At 72.1% G+C, this 19,267-nt stretch carries 19 protein-coding genes and 2 tRNA genes; 14 read left to right on the forward strand and 7 right to left on the reverse strand.

Going from position 1 to position 19,267, the window contains the following annotated elements:
* Positions 1-34 precede the first annotated feature (34 nt).
* Both HBO46_RS05965 and HBO46_RS05970 read left to right on the forward strand, forming a co-directional pair.
* On the forward strand, positions 35-1,621 hold the full coding sequence (locus tag HBO46_RS05965) for an ABC transporter substrate-binding protein (RefSeq protein ID WP_166140284.1): 1,587 nt from the start codon (positions 35-37) through the stop codon (positions 1,619-1,621).
* A gap of 64 nt (positions 1,622-1,685) precedes the next feature.
* On the forward strand, positions 1,686-2,135 hold the full coding sequence (locus HBO46_RS05970; protein ID WP_166140285.1) for a YybH family protein: 450 nt from the start codon (positions 1,686-1,688) through the stop codon (positions 2,133-2,135).
* Between the two features lie 12 nt (positions 2,136-2,147).
* Here the strand turns inward: HBO46_RS05970 and HBO46_RS05975 are convergent, their stop codons facing one another.
* The 3 genes from HBO46_RS05975 to HBO46_RS05985 are packed head-to-tail and all read right to left on the reverse strand — an operon-like array spanning position 2,148 to position 4,053.
* Positions 2,148-2,756, reverse strand: coding sequence for a CbiQ family ECF transporter T component (locus HBO46_RS05975; RefSeq protein WP_166140286.1), 609 nt, complete (start codon positions 2,754-2,756; stop codon positions 2,148-2,150).
* A complete protein-coding gene (locus HBO46_RS05980) occupies positions 2,753-3,439 on the reverse strand; it encodes an energy-coupling factor ABC transporter ATP-binding protein (RefSeq protein ID WP_224769398.1) in 687 nt (228 codons plus the stop codon). The genes HBO46_RS05975 and HBO46_RS05980 overlap by 4 nt, the downstream gene beginning before the upstream one ends.
* Positions 3,436-4,053: a biotin transporter BioY gene (locus HBO46_RS05985; protein ID WP_166140287.1), complete on the reverse strand. Its 618-nt coding sequence runs from the start codon at positions 4,051-4,053 to the stop codon at positions 3,436-3,438. The genes HBO46_RS05980 and HBO46_RS05985 overlap by 4 nt, the downstream gene beginning before the upstream one ends.
* A 117-nt stretch (positions 4,054-4,170) precedes the next feature.
* On the opposite strand from HBO46_RS05985, the gene HBO46_RS05990 reads away from it, so the two are divergent.
* Positions 4,171-4,737, forward strand: coding sequence for a TetR/AcrR family transcriptional regulator C-terminal domain-containing protein (locus tag HBO46_RS05990; RefSeq protein ID WP_166140288.1), 567 nt, complete (start codon positions 4,171-4,173; stop codon positions 4,735-4,737).
* Here the strand turns inward: HBO46_RS05990 and HBO46_RS05995 are convergent.
* The gene (locus HBO46_RS05995; RefSeq protein ID WP_166140289.1) at positions 4,734-5,318 is read right to left on the reverse strand and encodes a 2'-5' RNA ligase family protein; all 585 of its coding nucleotides are present in this window, start codon (positions 5,316-5,318) and stop codon (positions 4,734-4,736) included. The genes HBO46_RS05990 and HBO46_RS05995 overlap by 4 nt on opposite strands.
* A gap of 184 nt (positions 5,319-5,502) precedes the next feature.
* On the opposite strand from HBO46_RS05995, the gene mraY reads away from it, so the two are divergent.
* The gene (gene mraY / locus HBO46_RS06000) at positions 5,503-6,588 is read left to right on the forward strand and encodes a phospho-N-acetylmuramoyl-pentapeptide-transferase (protein ID WP_166140290.1); all 1,086 of its coding nucleotides are present in this window, start codon (positions 5,503-5,505) and stop codon (positions 6,586-6,588) included.
* Between the two features lie 22 nt (positions 6,589-6,610).
* Here mraY and HBO46_RS06005 read toward each other — a convergent pair whose 3' ends face one another.
* Positions 6,611-7,486: a 3-methyladenine DNA glycosylase gene (locus tag HBO46_RS06005; RefSeq protein WP_166140291.1), complete on the reverse strand. Its 876-nt coding sequence runs from the start codon at positions 7,484-7,486 to the stop codon at positions 6,611-6,613.
* 259 nt (positions 7,487-7,745) lie between these two features.
* On the opposite strand from HBO46_RS06005, the gene HBO46_RS06010 reads away from it, so the two are divergent.
* From HBO46_RS06010 to HBO46_RS06035, 6 genes are all read left to right on the forward strand, one after another.
* On the forward strand, positions 7,746-8,984 hold the full coding sequence (locus HBO46_RS06010) for a M14 family zinc carboxypeptidase (RefSeq protein WP_207950375.1): 1,239 nt from the start codon (positions 7,746-7,748) through the stop codon (positions 8,982-8,984).
* A gap of 119 nt (positions 8,985-9,103) precedes the next feature.
* Positions 9,104-9,913 carry a fumarylacetoacetate hydrolase family protein gene (locus tag HBO46_RS06015; protein ID WP_166140293.1) on the forward strand — a complete coding sequence of 270 codons (810 nt, stop codon included), beginning with the start codon at positions 9,104-9,106 and terminating at the stop codon, positions 9,911-9,913.
* Between the two features lie 35 nt (positions 9,914-9,948).
* Complete coding sequence (gene gltX / locus HBO46_RS06020) at positions 9,949-11,391, forward strand: glutamate--tRNA ligase (RefSeq protein ID WP_207950466.1); 1,443 nt, start codon at positions 9,949-9,951, stop codon at positions 11,389-11,391.
* 10 nt (positions 11,392-11,401) lie between these two features.
* A complete protein-coding gene (locus tag HBO46_RS06025) occupies positions 11,402-12,340 on the forward strand; it encodes a CPBP family intramembrane glutamic endopeptidase (protein WP_166140295.1) in 939 nt (312 codons plus the stop codon).
* 55 nt (positions 12,341-12,395) lie between these two features.
* Positions 12,396-12,467, forward strand: a tRNA-Gln gene (locus HBO46_RS06030).
* 111 nt (positions 12,468-12,578) lie between these two features.
* Positions 12,579-12,651: transfer RNA gene (locus HBO46_RS06035), tRNA-Glu, on the forward strand.
* Between the two features lie 190 nt (positions 12,652-12,841).
* Here HBO46_RS06035 and HBO46_RS06040 read toward each other — a convergent pair.
* Positions 12,842-13,966, reverse strand: a complete 1,125-nt coding sequence (locus HBO46_RS06040) for an LCP family protein (protein WP_166140296.1) — start codon at positions 13,964-13,966, stop codon at positions 12,842-12,844.
* Between the two features lie 157 nt (positions 13,967-14,123).
* Here HBO46_RS06040 and HBO46_RS06045 point away from each other — a divergent pair, with 157 nt between their 5' ends.
* Entirely contained in the window at positions 14,124-15,647 is a 1,524-nt protein-coding gene (locus tag HBO46_RS06045) for a DNA-3-methyladenine glycosylase 2 family protein (RefSeq protein ID WP_166140297.1), read from the forward strand.
* Between the two features lie 2 nt (positions 15,648-15,649).
* Positions 15,650-16,132, forward strand: a complete 483-nt coding sequence (locus HBO46_RS06050) for a methylated-DNA--[protein]-cysteine S-methyltransferase (protein ID WP_166140298.1) — start codon at positions 15,650-15,652, stop codon at positions 16,130-16,132.
* Between the two features lie 7 nt (positions 16,133-16,139).
* On the opposite strand, the gene HBO46_RS06055 is transcribed toward HBO46_RS06050, so the two are convergent.
* Complete coding sequence (locus tag HBO46_RS06055) at positions 16,140-16,865, reverse strand: IclR family transcriptional regulator (protein WP_153322594.1); 726 nt, start codon at positions 16,863-16,865, stop codon at positions 16,140-16,142.
* A gap of 179 nt (positions 16,866-17,044) precedes the next feature.
* Here HBO46_RS06055 and leuC point away from each other — a divergent pair, with 179 nt between their 5' ends.
* Positions 17,045-18,457: a 3-isopropylmalate dehydratase large subunit gene (leuC, locus tag HBO46_RS06060; RefSeq protein ID WP_166140299.1), complete on the forward strand. Its 1,413-nt coding sequence runs from the start codon at positions 17,045-17,047 to the stop codon at positions 18,455-18,457.
* Positions 18,458-18,478: 21 nt separating this feature from the next.
* Complete coding sequence (leuD, locus tag HBO46_RS06065) at positions 18,479-19,075, forward strand: 3-isopropylmalate dehydratase small subunit (RefSeq protein WP_166140300.1); 597 nt, start codon at positions 18,479-18,481, stop codon at positions 19,073-19,075.
* Positions 19,076-19,267: the final 192 nt, after the last annotated feature.

Raw genomic sequence — 19,267 nt, forward strand, 5'->3', positions numbered from 1 at the left:
TCCACCTGACGAAACAATCTCGGGAAGTGGTGCCATGCGCGCTCAGTGGAGGTGGCGTCCGATCGGGCGCTCGGTGGTCGTGGGAGGCGTGCTCGCGCTCGTCCTGGCCGGATGCGGATCGGGAGGTGCAGGCGGAGGCGGCAGCGCGGAGAACGACACGACGCCGCAGCGTGGCGGCACCGTCACCATCGACTGGGTGGCCAACCCGACCAGCCTCGACCCGCTGAAGTACAACGTCTTCGGCACCTACAACCTGGTCGGGCTGGTCTACAACACCCTCTACCGCTGGAGCGAGGACGGCGAGCTGGAGAACGAGCTGGCCACCGCCGAGCCGACGATCAGCAAGGACGGCCTGACGCTCACGATCCCGGTCCGCGAGGGCGTGCGGTTCCACGACGGCTCGCCGCTCAGCGCCGAGGACGTCGCGTTCACCCTCGAGACCGTGCTGGATCCCGCGAACGCCTCGATCTGGTTCGCCGGGCTCTCGCCGATCACCGAGGTCGACACCCCGGACGAGCAGACGGTCGTCGTGAAGCTCGCGCGCCGCCACGACGTCCTGGCCGGTGTCCTCGCCCAGGTCCCGATCATCTCCAGCGAGCAGGACTACGCGCCCTCCGACACCTATGCCCGCACCATGATGGGCACCGGGCCGTTCCGGTTCGTCTCCTGGGACCAGGGGGTCCAGGTGGAGCTCGAGCGCAACGAGGACTACTTCGTCGAGGGGCGGCCCTATCTCGACGGGGTCGTGATGCGCACCGTCTCCGAGGACGCCGCCCGGATGGCCAACCTCGCCAGCGGTGCCGCCGACGTCATGCCGATGGTGCCGTTCAACCAGGTGGAGAACCTGAAGAAGCGCGACGTCGAGGTCGAGGTGACGCCCCGCTCGGCGTTGATGCCGACGCTCTTCCCGTCCATGACGCCCGGCCGCCCGACCGCCGACCCGGCCTTCCGACGGGCCGTGGCTTGGGCGATCGACCGGGGTGCGCTCGTCGACACGGTGTTCCAAGGGGTCGCCGAGCCCGCCTCCACCGTGCTGGCCGACGGTACGCCGAACTGGGACGCCGAGCTCGGCACGACGTACGGCGAGGACGCCGACCTCGCGAAGGCCCGGGCCGCGCTGGCCGAGTCCGGGGTGGCGGAGGGTACGCCCATCGAGCTGATCGTGCGCAACGAGCCGCTGAGCATCTCCCTCGGCACCGTCATCCAGGCGAACCTGCGTGAGCTCGGCCTGGACGCGACCCTCTCCCCGCAGGAGTCGGCCGCTTACCTGCCCCGGCTGTTCTCGGGGGACTTCGACCTGGTGATGCTCAACATCGAGGCCGGGCTGTCCTCGGGCTACACGCCGATCTACGCGTTCTCCGCGATGCACTCGGAGTCCAGCGCCAACTACACCGGGTTCGCCGACGCCGAGCTGGACCGGCTGCTCGTCGAGGCCATCGGCGCCCCCGAGGACCCTGCGGCCGCCTGGCGCGCCGTCCAGGCCCGCGAGCTCGAGGTGGTGCCGCTGATCCCGACCGTGACGGCGCGGTACGTCGAGGCGTACTCGCCCCGGCTGCGAGGGCACACGGCGTCCTCGTTGTTCAGCCTGCGCGACCTCGACCGCGCCTGGCTCGCCGACTAGCCACCCCCGCCGCGGGCGCTCCGCCCTGCGGCCCTTCACCACCGAGCCCGAGAGGGGCACCTTCATGATCGCTTCGCCCGCACGCACCCCCCTGGACACCGCCACGCTGATGCTCGACTCGCTGCGCGACCGCAGCCTGGAGGGGGTGCTGGACTGCTTCGACAAGGCCGAGGACACCTACGTCTTCGTCGAGGGCCCGCGCTGGACCAACAAGGGTGGTGAGCGCATCCACCAGGGCTGGCGCGACTACTTCGAGGCCCCGATCCTCCTGCTCGACTGGCGCTGGACCGAGGGCCCCGCGGTCTTCGAGAGCGGCGACCTGGCCACCGTCTGCGGCGTCATCGAGTACCAGTTCGAGGGCGCCGGCACCCCGCGTCCGCTGCCGATGCGGATGACCTGGGTCGTACGCCGTGGCGAGGACCTGGTCTGGCGGATCGTGCACGAGCACGGCTCGCAGCCGCTCGAGGACCCGTACGGCACCGGCGACTGGCTGGTCGAGTCCGCCCAGGCCTGACCCGGAGGCTCCTCAGTCCTCGCCGATCCCGCGGGCCTGGAGCGCCTGGCCGGTGTTGCGGGCCTGGGCGACCACCCGGATCACCAGCGGGGTGAGCAGGGCGCGCGGGTCGCGCTGCAGGCCGCGGGCGACCGCGGCCTGCCGGGTCTCGCGGGCGATCTCCAGCGTCGTCGGGATCGCGCGGAGGGTGAGCGAGAAGGCCAGCGCCACCAGCTCCGGGTCCACCCCGAGGCGGCGCAGCGGGCGCAGCAGCCGGGTGAGGGTGTCGAGCAGCTCGTCGACGGCGGTGGTCGCGGTGAGCACGGTCGCGGCCAGCACCAGCGCGACCAGGTCGGCGACCGACTCCACCGCCCGCCACCACCCGTGCTGCCACACCGAGAACGCGCCGAGCAGGACCACGACCACCGCGATCCGGCGCAGGGCGCGCAGCGTGCGGCGCAGCCCCATCCCGGACAGGGCGACCAGGGCCAGGGAGACCGCGAGGGCGACCAGGGCGATCGTCGGCGAGCGCAGCGCGACCACCACGCCGCCGACCGCCAGCGCGAGCAGCTTGGCACCGGCCGGCAGCCGGTGCAGCACGGTCGTGCCGGGACGGTAGTCGCCGAGCAGCGGGTCGCTCACACCATCGCCCGGTAGTGCGCCACGGCCTGCGGGCCGGGTCCGTCGTGGACCACCTTGCCGCCGTCGACGACCAGGGCGCGCTCACAGCGCGCGGCCAGCTCGAGGTCGTGGGTGACCAGCACCAACTGCTGCTCGAGGCCGAAGAGCACGTCCGCGACATGGCGGGAGTTGCGCAGGTCGAGCAGGGTGGTCGGCTCGTCGGCGACCAGCACCGACGGCCCGGTCGCCAGTACGCCGGCCAGCGCCAGCAGCTGACGCTGGCCGCCGGACAGCGCGTGCACGCTGCGGTCGGCGAGCGCGCCGAGACCGTGCTGCTCGAGCACCTCGAGCGCGGCCCGCTGCCGCGCGGCGCGCCCGCGGTGGGTGCGGCGCAGCGAGAGCGCGACGTCCTCCACCGCCGTCGGCATCACCAGCTGCGCCGCCGGGTCGGTGAAGACGAACCCCACCCGGCGGCGTACCTCCCGGCCCTGGGTGGCGACGTCGAGGCCGTCGACGCTCACCGTCCCCGTGCTCGCGGCGACCAGGCCGTTGACCAGCCGGGCGAGGGTCGACTTGCCGGAGCCGTTGGGGCCGATCAGCGCGATCCGCCGCTCGGTGAGGTCGAGCGTGGTCTCCTCGAGGATGGTGAGCGGCCCGTCGGGGCCCGCGACGGTGACGCTGACGCGGTCGAGGGTGATGCTCACGCGGCGGCCGGGGTACGACGCGGGCGGACGGGGGAGCGGCGGGGCAGCAGGTCGGGGAAGGCGCGGTGCACGGCGGTCGCGACCAGCGCCATGCAGACGTTCTTGATGACGTCGCCGATCCAGAACACCTTGTCGACGTTCCACGCCTGCGCCCAGGTCATGTCGGCGCGCCAGACCAGCCCGGCCATGCCGAGGGTGTGGATGCACAGCGCGCTGCTGAGCAGGCCGGCCGCGAACACCAGCGGTACGCCGACCCGGGTCGCGCGCCGCGGCAGCAGCCGGGCGACCAGCAGCCCGCACAGCGCGGCGGCGAGCGGGAAGCCGACCAGGTAGCCCGCGGTGGGTCCCTGGAGCACCGCCAGCCCGGCGGCACCCCCGGAGAAGACCGGCATCCCGGCGGCGCCGACGGCCAGGTAGAGGCAGACGGCGAGGAACCCGCGCCACGGCCCCAGCAGGGCGCCGGCGAGCAGCACCGCGAAGGTCTGCAGCGTGATCGGCACCAGGCCCGCGCCGACCTTGAGCGCCGGCAGGAGCGCGCACACCGCGATCAGGGCGGCGAACGCCGCGACCAGCGCCAGGTCGGCGGGGGTGAGGCGGCGTGCGGTGGTGCTCATGGGACCTCTTCCGGCATGGACCTGAACGGCGGTCAGGTGAACGGCGTTCAGGTTAGGGTGAGGGGGCGAGACGGGTCAACGTGGGCCCCGTTCGTGGCAACCAGGGAGGACGTGCGGATGCGCAACCACCGTCAGGACGTGGTCGACCGGGCGCTCGACGTGCTGGACCGCTACGGCCTCGCCGACCTGACCATGCGCCGCCTCGGCACCGAGCTGGGGGTGCGCCCCAGCGCGCTCTACCACCACTTCGACGACAAGCAGTCGCTGCTGGCCGCGGTCGCCGACGAGCTGCTCGCCCGCGGTGCCCGCCCGGTCGCGCCAGGTGAGTGGGACGCGCGGGTGACGGCGATCTGCGCAGGCCTGCGCGAGGCGCTGCTGGCCTACCGCGACGGGGCCGAGCTGGTCGCGACCGTGCGCGCGTTCGGCCTGGGCGCCGCCGGCCCGTACGACGCCCTGCGCGACGCGCTCCGCGGGGCCGGGCTGGACCCGGCGCTGGCCGGCACCGCTGCGGACACGCTGCTGCACTTCGTGCTCGGGCACACCCTCGACGAGCAGACCCACCTCCAGGCGGGCAGCGCGGGCGCGATCGCCGACGACCCACGCCCGGGCTCCGACTTCGCGCTCGGGCTGGCGATCGTGGTGGACGGGATCCGCGTGCGGGTGAGCGAGGCCGCGCGACGCTAGGACCGGCCGCCCAGCGGCCAGGACGCCAGCGTGCAGCAGTGGTCCTGCTCGTACCACGCCAGGTCGACCCGCTCCGCGCGGCAGGCGAGCGGCAGCGGGTGGTCCAGCAGGGTGGCGAGGAGGGCGCGGGTGCTCTCCTCGGTCACGACCTCGCCCGGCCCCTCGGCGCGCAGGTCGAGGGTGAGGTGCGGCTGGAGCTCCTCGAGGCTGCCGAACGCCCCGGCGTACGGCGGGAACTGCGGGAACGCCTCGACCAGTCGCGCGGTCAGCGCGCGGAATCCGTCGTCGGGCTCGGGGAGGAGGTGGATGATCCCGTCGGGGAAGGTCGCGATCCGGGTCAGTCGGTAGTCGAACGCCGCCACCGCGGCGACCGCCTTCGCGACCAGCGCGGCGGTCTCGGCGTCGACGCCGTCACCGTCGCCCGGCAGCGGCCCGAGGACGGTGACGTGGGCGTGGACGTGCTCGGGATCGGGGGAGAGGTACGCCGGGTCGTGGTGGCGGGTCCGCGCCCGCACGAACCGCTCCAGCGCCGGCACCGGCACCTGCAGCACCGCGTGCCCCGCCCACCGCTGCTCTCCCACACCCGCCACCCTCTCAGCCCCCTCGCGAGTCGGCGCCAATGGTGCGCCGAAGCGGTCCAGGCCGATCGGACCGCCCCGGCGCGTCGTGCCCGGTTCGCCCGCCCGCGACGTCAGAATCCGGCGAGACGACTCCCGCCCGACTCGCCGGGATCGACCACCCGGATGGCCGAGAGGGGCTGGACCCGTGCGCGCAGTACTGCTGAGCAGCGCCCTCGCGGTGCTCCTCTCGCTGCTCGGGACGCGGGTCGCGATCGGGTGGTTCACCCGGCGTGGCTTCGGCCAGCCGATCCGGACCGACGGGCCGACGACCCACCACGTCAAGAGCGGTACGCCGACCATGGGCGGCGTCGTCATCCTGCTGGCGGGCACCGCGGCGTACCTCACGGCGACCCTCGCGACCCGCGGGTCGCCCAGCGCGAGTGCCTGGCTGCTGATGCTGCTGTTCCTCGGGTGCGGGGCGGTCGGCTTCCTCGACGACTTCATCAAGGTCCGCGCCCAGCACAACCAGGGCCTGAGCAGCCGGGCCAAGATGGCCGGTCAGACGCTCGTCGCGGTGGTCTTCGGAGTCCTGGCCACCCAGCTCTTCGCCGACGAGCGCGGTGTGCACCCGGCGTCGCAGTACATCTCCACCACCCACGACGTGGGGATCAAGCTGCCCCTGGTCGTGGCGCTGGTGTGGATCTGGTTCATCGTCACCGCGAGCTCCAACGGCGCCAACCTCACCGATGGCGCGGACGGGCTGCTGGCCGGGGCCTCGGCGTTGATCCTCGGCGCCTACGCGGTCGTGAACATCTGGCAGAACAACCAGCTGTGCGGCTCCACCCGGCCGACCGTGGTGGAGGCGAGCTGCTATGAGGTGCGCGATCCGCTCGACCTCGCGGTCTTCGCGGCCGCCATCGCGGCGGCCTGCATCGGGTTCCTGTGGTGGAACGCCAAGCCCGCGAGGATCATGATGGGCGACGTCGGATCCCTCGCGATCGGCGGCGCCCTGGCCGGCCTGGCGATCATGTCCCGCACCGAGATCCTGATGGTCATCATCGCCGGGCTGTTCGTGTTCGAGACCGCGTGCGTGCTCCTGCAGATGGGCTACTTCAAGCTGACCCGGCGGCTCACGGGTACGGGTCGGCGGATCTTCCGCATCGCGCCCATCCACCACCACTTCGAGCACCTGGGCTGGGACGAGGTCACCGTCGTGATCCGCTTCTGGCTCATCGCGGCGATCTTCGTGGCGGCCGGGCTGGGGATCTTCTACGCCTCGTGGCTGGCCTGAGCCTGGTTGGCCTGAGCCCGCGTCACACCGGGGCGGGCACCGCCAGCAGCCGCTCGCACTCCGCGAGCAGGGCCGCGCGCAGCGGCGCCCCCCGCTCGGCGAAGTCGCGCTGGTGCGCGACGTACTCGGCCTTGCCCTCGGGGGTCTCGACGCGCACCGGCGTGAACGGCGAGCCGTCGTGGTCGCTGAGCCCGGTGAGGTCGTACGGCGCCGCGCGCATGTCGAGCACCCGGATGTCGCGGGCCAGCTCGAAGCAGTCCGCGACCAGGTCCGAGCTGATCATCGGGCTGAGCCGGAAGGCGTGCTTGTAGAGGTCCATCCCGGCGTGCAGGCAGCCCGGCTGCTCGAAGGCGGCCCGGTCGCCGCTGGTCGGGGCGAGGGCGTTGAGCGGGCGCGCCGGCTCGGTGAAGAACCGGAACGCGTCGAAGTGGCTGCACGCGATCTTGTGCGACTCCACGACGGCGTCGGTGCCCTCGGCGCCCAGGCGCAGCGGCCAGGCGTTGTGCCGGGTCTGCTCCTGGGTCTGGCGATAGACCATCGCCCACTCGTGCAGCCCGAAGCACCCGAAGCTCGCCGGTCGCGCCGCGGTGGCGCCGAGCAGCGCGCGCAGCGACTCCAGCAGCGGACGCTGGGCGGCCACGTGCGCGTCGGTGACCGCGCCGTCGGCGTACCCCTTCAGGCCGTCGTACTCCGGCGCCTCGGCGAGGCGTACGCCGTACCCCGGGTGCCAGCGCCGCAGCTGCGCCGGGCGGTGGGAGTAGTAGGTGAAGAGGAAGTCGTGGACCGGGTGCTTGACCGCCTTCTCGCGGCGGGCGAGGTGGGGTGCGAGGAACGCGTCGACCCGCGCCGCGTGCGCCGCGGCGCGCGTCTGCCACTCCGAGCGGGCCAATGTCGTCACGGGTCGAGGTTAGGCGCTGTCCCTCCCGGGTTCGTCGAGCCCCCTGAGCGCTCTCCGCGCCGGCCGTGCGCGGGCCGACAAAGCTACCCGCCCGTACTCGTTGACGGGGGCAAGGGGCCGCCATAGCTTGCGAAGGAAAGTGAAGAGCACATCCCATGTGGTCCGGCCCCGCGCTCGCGTGGCGCGTCCCCGTCGAGCCACTCGGACAAAAGGACCCCCCATGCATCGAGTTTCTCGGGCCAGATGCGCTGGGCGTGCCATGTGGGCGACGCTTGTCGCCGGCACCCTCACCGTGACCCTTCTCGCCGGCACCGGATCGGCTGCCGAGGTGCAGTCCGCAGCCAAGCGGGACCGACCCGGCTGCCAGACCACCGACGACCCGCCCACCAACCGGTGGACCTTCCACAACGAGCTGGGGCGCGAGCTGAGCGCCATCCGGCGCAAGAGCCTGGGCCGCGTCCAGGTCAAGAAGTACGGCGAGACCGTCAACGGCACCGCGATGTGGTCGGCGCGGGTCGGCTTCGGCGACCAGGTGCTGATGGTCCAAAGTGCCATCCACGGCAACGAGCGCACCGGCACGGAGGCGCTGCTGAACATCCTGCGTGAGCTCGGCACCAAGAACAACCGCGCCACCAAGCAGATCCTGCGCAACATCACGCTGGTCGCGCTCCCGATGGTCAACCCCGACGGCGGCGAGCTCAACCGTCGCCAGAACGTGATCACGTGGGACCAGGTCGTCGACCAGTTCCCGCAGCTCGAGGGCGCTCCTCCGGCCTGGTACTTCTCCACCCGGCTGACCCCCACCGGTTTCGACCTCAACCGCGACTTCCACCCGCAGCTGGACTACCAGCCGCGCCCGCAGGACCTTCCCGGTGAGCAGGTGGGTGCCGGCTTCTACCTCTCACCGGAGTCCCAGGCCATCCGTGACACCTACCTCAGCCTGCGCGAGGAGTTCGACACCCCGCCGGTCGTCGTCGACCTGCACCACGCCGGTCCGTGCGGCCGTCTGGTGGGTGGTCCGCAGGACGGCAAGCTGGTCTCGGTCGAGCTCGACTACCCGCCGCTCGGCCCGAACGACGGCGAGGCCTACGAGGCCGAGTGGCCGCTCCTGGACCAGGAGATGTCGCGCCGGTACGCACTGGCGGCCGCCAACGGCATGCAGGACGCCGTCGTCAACGACCAGTCGCCGCTGGCCGCCGTTGGCCGCTACGTGCACTTCGAAGAGCGTGAGTACGCCGGCCAGGGCCGCTCCGCGTTCGCGCTCAATGGCTCTCCCACCGTCCTCTTCGAGGTGCGCGGCCAGGCCGACGACTTCGGCCAGAAGGGCATGAAGATCTTCATCAAGGCGGTGGAGAACGGCCTGGGCGGCATCATGGACGCGATGGCCACCGACGAGATCGAGGAGCTCGACGGCAACGACTTCTTCGACCTCGGCCACACCGGCTGGGAGACAGAAGCCGACCGCGAGGCCCGCGAGAGGTGGCTCAGCCCGAACTGATCCCGGACGGATCTGGCGCGCGGCGGCGGGTCGTCGATGGACGGCCCGCCGCCGCGACCACGCGCGCACGCCTCACGACCCACCAGGCCAGGTCTCGCCAGGCTCGATAGGGTCGGGGGGTGCGCATCGCAAGGTTCACCACTGGTGAGGACCCGCTCTACGGAGTGGTGTCAGGAGAGCTCGACGACTTCGGGCAGCCCGACGAGGACAGCGTGGTGGTGGCCCTCGCGGGCGACCCGCTGTACGTCGGCCTGAAGCCGCTGGAGAGGGAGTACCGGCTGGCCGACGTGCGGCTGCTGGCGCCGGTGCTGCCCCGCAGCAAGGTGATCGGCATTGGGCGCAACTACGCCGCGCACGCCGCGGAGCTCGGCAACGAGCTCCCGAGCGAGCCGCTGATGTTCCTCAAGCCCAACACCAGCGTGATCGGGCCGGGGGACGCCATCCAGCGCCCTGAGCAGTGCGAGGACCTGCACTACGAGGGCGAGCTCGCCGTGGTCATCGGCCGGATCTGTCGCGACGTACCGGTCGAGAAGGCCACCGACGTCATCCACGGCTACACGATCGCCAACGACGTCACCGCGCGTGACCTGCAGCGCCGCGACGGGCACTTCACCCGCGCGAAGGGCTTCGACACCTTCTGCCCGCTCGGGCCGTGGATCGAGACCGACCTCGACCCGGCCGACTTCTCGGTCGGTCGCACGGTGCAGACCTTCCTCAACGGGGACCTGGTGCAGGACGGCTCGACCGCCGACATGGTCTTCGACATCCCCACGCTGGTGGCGCACGTCTCCAGCATCATGACGCTGCTCCCGGGCGACGTCATCCTCACCGGCACCCCGGAGGGTGTCGGTCCCATGGAGCCCGGCGACGAGGTCGAGATCTCGATCGCCGGACTCGGCTCTCTCACGAACAAGGTGGCACAGCGTTGAGCACCCAGACCCCCGACCGCCCCGTCCGCGTGCGGATGGCGCCGTCCCCCACCGGCAGCCCGCACGTCGGCCTCGCCCGCACCGCGCTCTACAACTGGGCCTTCGCCCGGCACCATGGCGGCACCTTCGTCTTCCGCATCGAGGACACCGACAAGGAGCGCAACACCGAGGAGTCCTACGAGGCGCTCATCGAGGTCATGCGCTGGCTGGGCCTGGACTGGGACGAGGGCGTCGTCGTCGGCGGCCCGCACGGCCCCTACCGCCAGTCCGAGCGCACCGAGATCTACGCCGACGTGCTGGCCAGGCTGCGCGGCTCCTCGCGCACCTACGACTGCTTCTGCACCACCGAGGAGGTCACCGCGCGCCGCAAGGCGTCCGGCTCCAAGGTGCTGGGGTACGACGGGTTCTGCCGTGAGCTGAGCGCCGAGCAGCGCGCGGCGTTCGAGGCCGAGGGTCGCCAGAGCGTCGTCCGGTTCCGGATGCCCGACGGCGAGATCAGCTTCCACGACCTGGTGCGCGGCGAGGTCTCCTTCCAGACCGAGTTCGTCCCCGACTTCGCGCTGGCCCGCGCGAACGGCGACCCGCTCTACACGCTGACCGCGCCGGTCGACGACGCCACGATGGAGATCACCCACGTGCTGCGCGGGGAGGACCTGCTGTCCTCCACGCCGCGGCAGATCGCGCTCTTCGAGGCGCTCAAGGAGATCGGCGTCGCCACCGAGACGCCGGCCTTCGGCCACCTGCCCTACGTCATGGGCGAGGGCAACAAGAAGCTCTCCAAGCGCGACCCCGAGGCCAACCTGCTCGGCTACCGCGACGCCGGCTTCCTGCCCGAGGGCCTGCTCAACTACCTCGCGCTGCTCGGCTGGTCGATCGCCGCCGACCGCGACATCTTCACCCTCGAGGAGATGGTCGAGGCCTTCGACATCGCCGACGTGAACCCCAACCCGGCGCGCTTCGACCTCAAGAAGGCCGACGCGATCAACGCCGCGCACATGCGCCTGCTCCCGATCGAGGAGATCACCGACCGGGCGCTGCCGTTCCTCAAGGACGCCGGTGTGGTCTCCGACCCGGTCAACGACGCCGACGCGCAGCTGCTGGAGCTGGCGATGCCGCTGGTCGGCGAGCGGATCAACAAGCTCGCCGAGGCCCCGGCGATGCTCGGGTTCCTCTTCGTCGACGAGGCGGACTTCGTGCGCGACGAGGCCGACGTGGCCAAGCTGCTCGACGAGTCGGGTCGCGCGGTCGTGCAGGCGTCGTACGACGCCCTCGCCGGGCTCGAGGAGTGGTCGACCGCCGCGATCCAGGACGCCCTGCAGGCCACGCTGGTCGAGAAGATGGGCCTGAAGCCCCGTCACGCCTTCGGTCCCGTGCGCGTCGCGGTGACCGGGCGTCGGGTCTCCCCGCCGCTGTTCGAGTCCCTCGAGCTGCTCGGGCGCGAACGCGGCCTCGGGCGTCTCCAGAGCGCGCTCGCCTGAGGCTCTGGCGATGAACGAGCCGCTGGAGTACCACCGCCTCCAGCGGGCCACCCGCTGGGCATGGTGGCGTCCGCTCGCGGGCGTCCTCGTGCTCGGCGGGTTCTTCGTCGTGCTGGCGCCGGTGGTGGCGCTGCTGGCCTTCACCGTGGGCCTGGGGCTCACCGGCGCCGACGTCGCGGACTCGGTCGACCGGATGCTCGACACCGACGACCTGACGCCGTTGGCGCTGGGCTACCTCAACGCCTCCATCGCGCTGATGATCCCGGCCACCTGGCTGGTCGCCTGGGCCTTCCACCGGCAGCGGCCCGGGTGGCTGGCCTCGGTCGCCCCGCGGATCCGCTGGCCGTGGCTGCTGGTCTGCCTCGGCCTGGCGCTCCTCGCGCTGATCCTCACGCTGATGGTCGCCGCCGTGCTGCCCGCGGCCGGGGACACCGGGGAGGTCAGCACCGAGGTCAACGGCTGGACGACGACCATGCGCGACTTCGTGCTGATCGTGCTGCTGCTCACCCCGCTGCAGGCGGCGGGGGAGGAGTACGTCTTCCGGGGCTACCTGACCCAGGCCTTCGGCGGTCTGATCGCCTCGCGCTGGCTCGCGGTGGTCGGGCCGGCGCTGCTGTTCGCGCTGGCGCACGGCGCCCAGGACCCGCAGATCTTCGTGGACCGGTTCGCGTTCGGGTTGGTCGCCGGGGTGCTGGTGATCCTGACCGGCGGGCTGGAGGCCGGCATCGCGATGCACGTGCTCAACAACTTCTTCGCCTTCGGCCTGGCACTCGCCTTCGGCGACATCACCAGCGTGCTCAACCCCACCGGGGGCAGCTGGTGGAGCCTCGCGACCACGCTGACCCAGTCGGTGTCGTTCCTGCTGCTGAGCGTCGGCGCGGCCCGTCTGCTCGGTCTGCGGACCGTCGCGGAGCCCCCCGTTTTGGCACCCTCGGACACCCGTGTGTAATGTTTCCGATCGTGCCCAGCCGCGCAGCGGAGGGACACAAGCACTGGTAAGTCAGTGGGATATGGTGTAATTGGCAGCACGACTGATTCTGGTTCAGTTAGTCTAGGTTCGAGTCCTAGTATCCCAGCGAGATCGAGACCACACGGTCACGATTTTGAAGCAGAACTGCGAAAGCGATAAAGTTCTGCGAGTCAGGCCGAGGGAGATCCGCAAGGATTGATCGAGGATGACAAGGCAAGCCCCCGTTGTGTAGCGGCCTAGCACGTCGCCCTCTCAAGGCGGTAGCGCCGGTTCGAATCCGGTCGGGGGTACGTCACTCGAAGGGCCCGGAATCCGCAAGGATCCGGGCCCTTCGTGCATTTCCCGGAACCTTCCGGCCGCGTGCCGATCCGGCGGGCCGACTTCGGGACGTCGCCGGGGCCGGGGTGTTTCACCTCACGTTGTACGCCGAGTCGCGCCGCCACCAGGGCCGACTCGGCGCAGGGGGTCAGGCGCAGAGGCTCAGGCGCAGAGGCCGTTGGCGAGGGCCTGGGCGCGCCGGGTCTCCTCGTCCGGCTGCCCGGGGCCGGGGGACTTGCCGCCGGGGGAGGGGGAGCCCGACGGGTCTCCTGCGTCCGGCGTGCCGTCGGGCGGGTCGGCGGCGCTGATGCTGTCCTCGGAGAAGTCGCGGCCCAGCGGCTCGTCGGCGGCGATGCGCTTCCACAGCCGGTCGGCCTCGGGCGCCCACTGGAGCCGGTTCGCATCGGCCGGGTACGCCTCGAAGGGCACCGTGACGAAGCGGATCTCGCCGAGGTCGGTGTGGCGGAACTCCAGGGCCATGTCGGTCAGCTTGCGCAGGCTGTCGAGGTCCTCGTCGACGCGGATCGAGTCGGCGACCGCGGTGAGGAAGTCGTAGACCCTGGTGGGCTGGGCCAGCGTGCCCGCGGACAGCACCCGGTTGAGCAGCGAGGCGATGAACGCCTGCTGGCGCTTCATCCGGCCGATGTCGCCGGTGACCGAGAGCTGGCTGCGCTCGCGCACGTAGTTCAGCGAGTCGCGGCCGTCGAGCTCCTGGGTGCCGGCGTCGAGGAAGATGTTGTGCTCCGGGTCGTTCACCGCCTTGGGCAGGCACACGGTGACCCCTCCGACCGCGTCGACCATGTCGACGAAGCCGCCGAACTCCAGCACCAGGTAGTGGTCGATGTACAGACCGGTCAGGCTCTCCACGGTCTGCACCGCGCACAGCGGCCCGCCGACGGCGTACGCCGTGTTGAACAGCGCCGGGTCCGCGCCCGCGGCCGTCCCGTCCGGCGACTCGCAGTCGGGACGGGCGACCATGGCGTCGCGCGGCAGGCTCACGCCGTACGCCGAGCGCCGGTCCGCGGACACGTGGAGCAGGATGCTGACGTCGGAGCCGCCGGCGCCGCCCTCGCTGTCGATCCCGCAGCCCTCGCAGTCGCGCTCGTCGATGCCCATCACCAAGATGTTGAGCGGGGCCTTCGGGCCGGTGTGCTTCTTCTTGCTGACCTGGTGCGGAATCTCCTCACCGGCCTCGATGCGCCCGTCGATGCGCTGGTAGGCGATGGTCACCACGAGCGCGGTGATCAGCGCCAGCACGAGCTGGGTGGCCAGGACGACGCGAAGCACGGTCCGGCGGTGCGGTGGCGTGTGACTCGCGGTCTCGGGCACAAGCCCATGCTGACACCTCGGTGGTACCGGGGGCGTGCGTTCGCCGGGACACACGCCGTCCGTCGTGTCCGATTCCCGCCGGAAGTCGCTGCGCCGCCGGGTGGATGATGGAGTCATGACGACGCCGAGCCTGCTGGACCGCGAGTCCTGCTACCGCGTGGTGAAGTCGCGCGACCGGCGCTTCGACGGCCGGTTCTACACCGCCGTGCGCACCACCGGGATCTACTGCCGCCCCAGCTGCCCGGCCCGCACGCCGGCGTTCCCCCACGTCACCTTCCACCCGACCGCAGCCGCCGCGCAGGCGGCCGGCTACCGCGCCTGCAAGCGCTGCCTGCCCGACGCCACCCCCGGCAGTCCCGACTGGGACGTCGCGGCCAGCGTGGCCGGCCGCGCGATGCGCCTGATCGCCGACGGGGTCGTCGACCGCGAGGGCGTGGACGGCCTGGCGCGCCGCGTCGGCTACACCCCGCGCCACCTCGGCCGCATCCTGCTCGCCGAGCTCGGCGCCGGACCGCTCGCGCTGGCCCGCGCCCGGCGGGCGCAGACCGCCCGGGTGCTGGTGGACACCACCGACCTGCCCTTCAGCGACGTCGCGTTCGCCGCCGGCTTCGCCAGCGTGCGGCAGTTCAACGACACGGTCCGTGAGGTGTACGCCGCCACTCCCACCGAGCTGCGGGGGCGCCGCGGCGGGCGTCCTGCGACCGGCACGGTGACCCTGCGCCTCGCGGTGCGGGCCCCGTTCGCCGGACGCGCGCTGCTGGCGTTCCTGGCCCACCACCTGATCCCCGGCGTCGAGGTGGCCAGCACCGGACCGGACGGCAGCGGCAGCTACGCACGCACCCTCGACCTGCCGCACGGGCCGGGCACCCTGCGCCTCGACCTCGACGACGAGCCGCAGACGGGGACGACAGCCTTCGTGCCGCTCACGCTGAGCCTCACCGACCTGCGCGACGTCTCTGCGGCTACCGAGCGGGCCCGCCGCCTGGTCGACGGCGACTGCGACCCGGTCGCCGTGGACGAGCACTTCGCGGGTGACCCGCTGATCGGGCCGCTCGTGCGCCGCACGCCCGGCCTGCGGGTGCCCGGCCACGTCGACGGCGATGAGCTCGCGGTGCGTACCGTCATCGGCCAGCAGGTCAGCGTCGCGGGTGCCTGCACCGTCACCGGCCGCCTGGTCGCCGCCCACGGCCGGCCGGTCGAGACCGGCGTGCCCGGCCTGACCCACCTGTTCCCCCGCGCGGTGGACCTGGCGGACGTGGACCCCGAGACGCTGCCGATGCCGCGCTCCCGTGGCCGCGCGCTCACGGGCCTGGCCACCGCGCTCGCCGCCGGGACGCCCGCCCTCGACCGGGGCGCCGACCGCGACGACGTACGCCGTGCGCTGCTCGCGCTGCCCGGGATCGGGCCGTGGACGGCCGACTACGTCGCGCTGCGGGCGCTCGGCGATCCCGACGTGATGCTGTCCGGCGACGTCGGCGTTCGCCGCGCGCTGCTGGGTCTGGGCCAGGACCCCGCCACCGCGCTCGATGCCGCCGAGCGGTGGCGACCCTGGCGCTCGTACGCGCTGCTGCACCTGTGGGACACCCTGATGCCCCGCCCCGACCCGATCGACACTGCCCAGAGCCTCCGGGAGACCTGACCATGTGGACCACGATCCAGAGCCCCATCGGCGAGCTGCGGCTCGTCGAGCAGGACGGCACGCTGTGCGCCATCGAGTTCACGCCGTTCCGCGAGCCCGGACCGGCCGGCCCGCGCGCCGACGACGTCCCGGTGCTGCGCGAGACCGCTCGCCAGCTCACGGCGTACTTCGCCCGCGAGCTGACGGAGTTCGACCTGCCCCTGGCACCGCGCGGGACCGACTTCCAGCAGCGGGTCTGGGCGGAGCTGCGGGCGATCCCGTGGGGCAGGACCGCCAGCTACGGCGAGGTCGCGCGGAGCCTGGGCCTGACCAACGCGGCGTCACGCGCCGTCGGGCTGGCCAACGGGCGCAACCCGATCCCGGTCGTGGTGCCGTGCCACCGCGTGATCGGCGCCAACGGCACCCTCACCGGGTACGCCGGGGGACTGCCGCGCAAGCAGCTGCTGCTCGACCTGGAGCGAACCGATGACGCGGTGCTGTTCTGAGCGGTGCTCAGCCCTCGGCGGCCGCGCGGCGCAGCGACTCCGAGAGCCGCTCGGCGGCGGCAAGCACGGCCGGGGCGTGCATGCGCCCGGGCTGACGCGAGAGCCTCTCGAGCGGACCCGAGACGGACACCGCGGCGATGATCTTGCCGCTGGGGGAGCGCACGGGGGCGGAGACCGACGCGACGCCCTGCTCGCGCTCGCCGACCGACTGCGCCCAGCCACGCCGGCGGATGCCGGAGAGGGCGGCGGCGGAGAAGGCGGCGTTCTGCAGGCCGCGGTGCATGCGCTCGGGGTCCTCCCAGGCCAGCAGCACCTGAGCGGCCGAACCGGCGCGCATCGTGAGCTGCGAGCCGACCGGGATGGTGTCGCGCAGGCCGCTGGGGCGCTCGGCGGCGGCGACGCAGACGCGGTGCTCGCCCTGGCGGCGCCACAACTGGGCGGACTCGCCGGTGATGTCGCGCAGCCGCGCCAGCACGGGGCCGGCGGTGGCCAGCAGGCGGTCCTCGCCGGCGGCGGCGGAGAGCTCGGAGAGGCGCGGGCCCAGCACGAAGCGGCCCTGCATGTCGCGGGCGACGAGGCGGTGGTGCTCCAGCGCCACGGCCAGGCGGTGGGCCGTGGGTCGGGCCAGACCGGTGGCGCCGACGAGGCCGGCGAGGGTGGCGGGTCCCGACTCGAGTGCAGTGAGCACGAGGGCGGCCTTGTCGAGCACGCCCACGCCGCTGGAAGTGTCCATATGCCAATACTGCCGTCTCAGAACGTGGGATGCAAGTTGGTGGCATTCCTGGCCCGGCTGAACGGAGGGCGGGCAGGATGTGACCGAGACCGGTCTCACATGTTGAGAATCGAATCTCAGATCATGGGATTCGCGGAGTAGCCTCGCGGAGCAAGCGAGCCGTACACGAGGGAGTGGACATGGGTAGGACACTGGCGGAGAAGGTGTGGGACGAGCACGTCGTCCGATCGGCTGAGGGTGAGCCCGACCTGCTCTTCATCGACCTCCACCTGATCCACGAGGTCACCTCGCCGCAGGCGTTCGACGGTCTGCGTCTGGCCGGTCGCACGGTCCGCCGCCCCGACCTCACGCTGGCGACCGAGGACCACAACGTCCCCACCGTCAACTGGGACAAGCCGATCGCCGACCCGGTCTCGCGCACCCAGATCGAGACGCTGCGCAAGAACTGCGAGGAGTTCGGCATCCGCCTGCACCCGCTCGGCGACATCGAGCAGGGCATCGTCCACGTCGTCGGTCCGCAGCTGGGTCTGACCCAGCCCGGCATGACGATCGTGTGCGGTGACTCCCACACCGCCACCCACGGCGCGTTCGGCGCGATCGCCCACGGCATCGGGACCTCGGAGGTCGAGCACGTGCTCGCCACCCAGACCCTGTCGCAGGCCAAGCCGAAGACCTGCTCGGTGACCGTCAACGGCAGCCTGGCCGAGGGCGTCACCGCCAAGGACCTGATCCTCTACCTGATCACCAAGGTCGGCACCGGCGCCGGCATGGGCCACATCGTCGAGTACCGCGGCCAGGCGATCCGCGAGCTCTCGATGGAGGGCCGGATGACCGTGTGCAACATGAGCATCGAGTGGGGCGCGAAGGCGGGCATGATCGCCCCCGACGAGACCACCTTCGCCTACCTCAAGGGCAAGCCCGAGGCCCCCAAGGGCGCCGAGTGGGACGCCGCGGTGGAGCACTGGAAGACCTACTACACCGACGAGGACGCGGTCTTCGACAAGGAGATCGTCATCGACGCCTCCGAGGTCACCCCGTGGGTCACCTGGGGCACCAACCCCGGCCAGGGTGCGCCGCTGGGCGGCAGCGTCCCGGTCCCCGCCGACTTCGAGGACAAGATCGAGCGCACCGCCGCCGAGAACGCCCTGGAGTACATGGGCCTGGAGCCCGGCACCACCTTGCGCGACGTCGCGGTCGACCACGTCTTCATCGGCTCCTGCACCAACGGCCGCCTGGACGACCTGCGCGCCGCCGCCGAGGTGCTCGAGGGCCGCCGGGTCGCCGACAGCGTGCGGATGATCGTGGTCCCCGGCTCGGCGCGGGTGCGCCTGGAGGCCGAGGCCGAGGGCCTGGACAAGATCTTCCTCGCCGCCGGCGCGCAGTGGCGTGGCGCGGGCTGCTCGATGTGCCTGGGCATGAACGACGACAAGCTCGACGGCCCGGTCCGCACGGCGTCGACGTCCAACCGCAACTTCGAGGGCCGCCAGGGCACGGGCGTGCGCACCCACCTGGTCTCGGTCCCGGTCGCCGCGGCGACCGCGGTCCGCGGCACCCTCTCGTCCCCGGCCGACCTCGTGTCGGTCACGGCCTGACCGCAGGAGCACTGAGACACCATGGAGAAGTTCACCAGCCACACCGGCGTGGCCGCCCCGCTGCGCCGCAGCGACGTCGACACCGACATGATCATCCCGGGCGACTTCCTCAAGCGGATCACCCGCACCGGCTTCGAGGACGGGCTGTTCTTCGGCCTGTTCAAGGACCCCGAGTTCGTGCTCAACCAGGAGGGCTTCCGCGGTTCCTCGGTGCTGGTCGCCGGGCCCAACTTCGGCACCGGCTCCTCGCGTGAGCACGCCGTGTGGGCCCTGCAGGACTACGGCTTCAAGGTGATCATCTCGCCGCGCTTCGGCGACATCTTCCGTGGCAACTCCGGCAAGTCCGGCCTGCTCACCGTGCAGGTCGAGGAGGCCAAGGTCGTCGAGCTGTGGGACCTGCTCGACGCCGCGCCGGGCACCCAGGTCACCGTCGACCTGGAGAACCGCGAGGTGCGCGTCGGCGACACGTTCAGCGCGCCGTTCCAGATCGACGACTACACCCGCTGGCGCTTCCTGGAGGGCCTCGACGACATCGGCATCACGCTGAGCCACGAGGACGACCTGATCGCCTACGAGGCCACCCGGCCCAGCTGGAAGGCCCGCACGATCCCGGCCTGACCGGCGCACGTCGTAGGACGGGCCGCGGTCCCCACCAGGGGGCCGCGGCCCGTCGGCGTACGGAGAAAAGCGGGCGCGCTTCGGCGTGGCCGTTGTGGCCGGGGCCGGGAGTGCCTACGGTGCCGTGCAGAGCGGCGCTGCCCACGCGTCGTCGCGACCATGCGGGTCCTCGGCCGGGGTGCCGGTCCATCC

The organism is Nocardioides ochotonae (assembly GCF_011420305.2).
GTDB classification, from domain to species: domain Bacteria; phylum Actinomycetota; class Actinomycetes; order Propionibacteriales; family Nocardioidaceae; genus Nocardioides; species Nocardioides ochotonae.